This is a genomic window from Evtepia gabavorous (assembly GCF_003425665.1).
GTDB lineage: Bacteria > Bacillota > Clostridia > Oscillospirales > Oscillospiraceae > Evtepia > Evtepia gabavorous.
Genome location: NZ_QQRQ01000054.1, coordinates 1 through 668 on the forward strand (window position 1 = coordinate 1; position 668 = coordinate 668).

General features: G+C 50.3%; 1 rRNA gene. It reads right to left on the reverse strand.

The annotated features are described in order from the left end of the window. Positions 1-668, reverse strand: a 23S ribosomal RNA gene (locus tag DV520_RS12020); the annotation flags it as partial.

Here is a 668-nt window from a genome sequence, read left to right on the forward strand (position 1 = left end):
CGCTGCGACTTCACCCCGTATTCGACGCTCCCCTACCCCTGCCTTCGGCAAGCCCAAGCTTCGGTTAACTGCTTAGCCCCGTTATATTTTCCGCGCAAGACCACTCGACCAGTGAGCTATTACGCACTCTTTTAATGTGTGGCTGCTTCTAAGCCAACATCCTGGTTGTCTGGGCAATCTCACATCGTTTTCCACTTAGCAATTATTTGGGACCTTAGCTGTGGGTCTGGGCTGTTTCCCTTTTGACCACGAGACTTATCTCACGTAGTCTGACTGCTATGCATCAATTAGCCGGCATTCTGAGTTTGATAGGGTTCAGTAACTTTATCAGCCCCTAGCCCATTCAGTGCTTTACCTCCGGTAATCTAACATAACGCTAGCCCTAAAGCTATTTCGGGGAGAACCAGCTATCTCCGGGTTCGATTGGAATTTCACCGCTATCCACAGGTCATCGCCGGTCATTGCAACGAACGTGCGTTCGGTCCTCCATGGAGTTTTACCTCCACTTCAACCTGCCCATGGATAGGTCACCCGGTTTCGGGTCTATTGCCACCAACTTCATGCGCGCTATTCACACTCGGTTTCCCTACGCCTTCGGTACTGAATACCTTAAGCTTGCTGATAACAATAACTCGCCGGACCATTCTACAAAAGGTACCTCATCACCC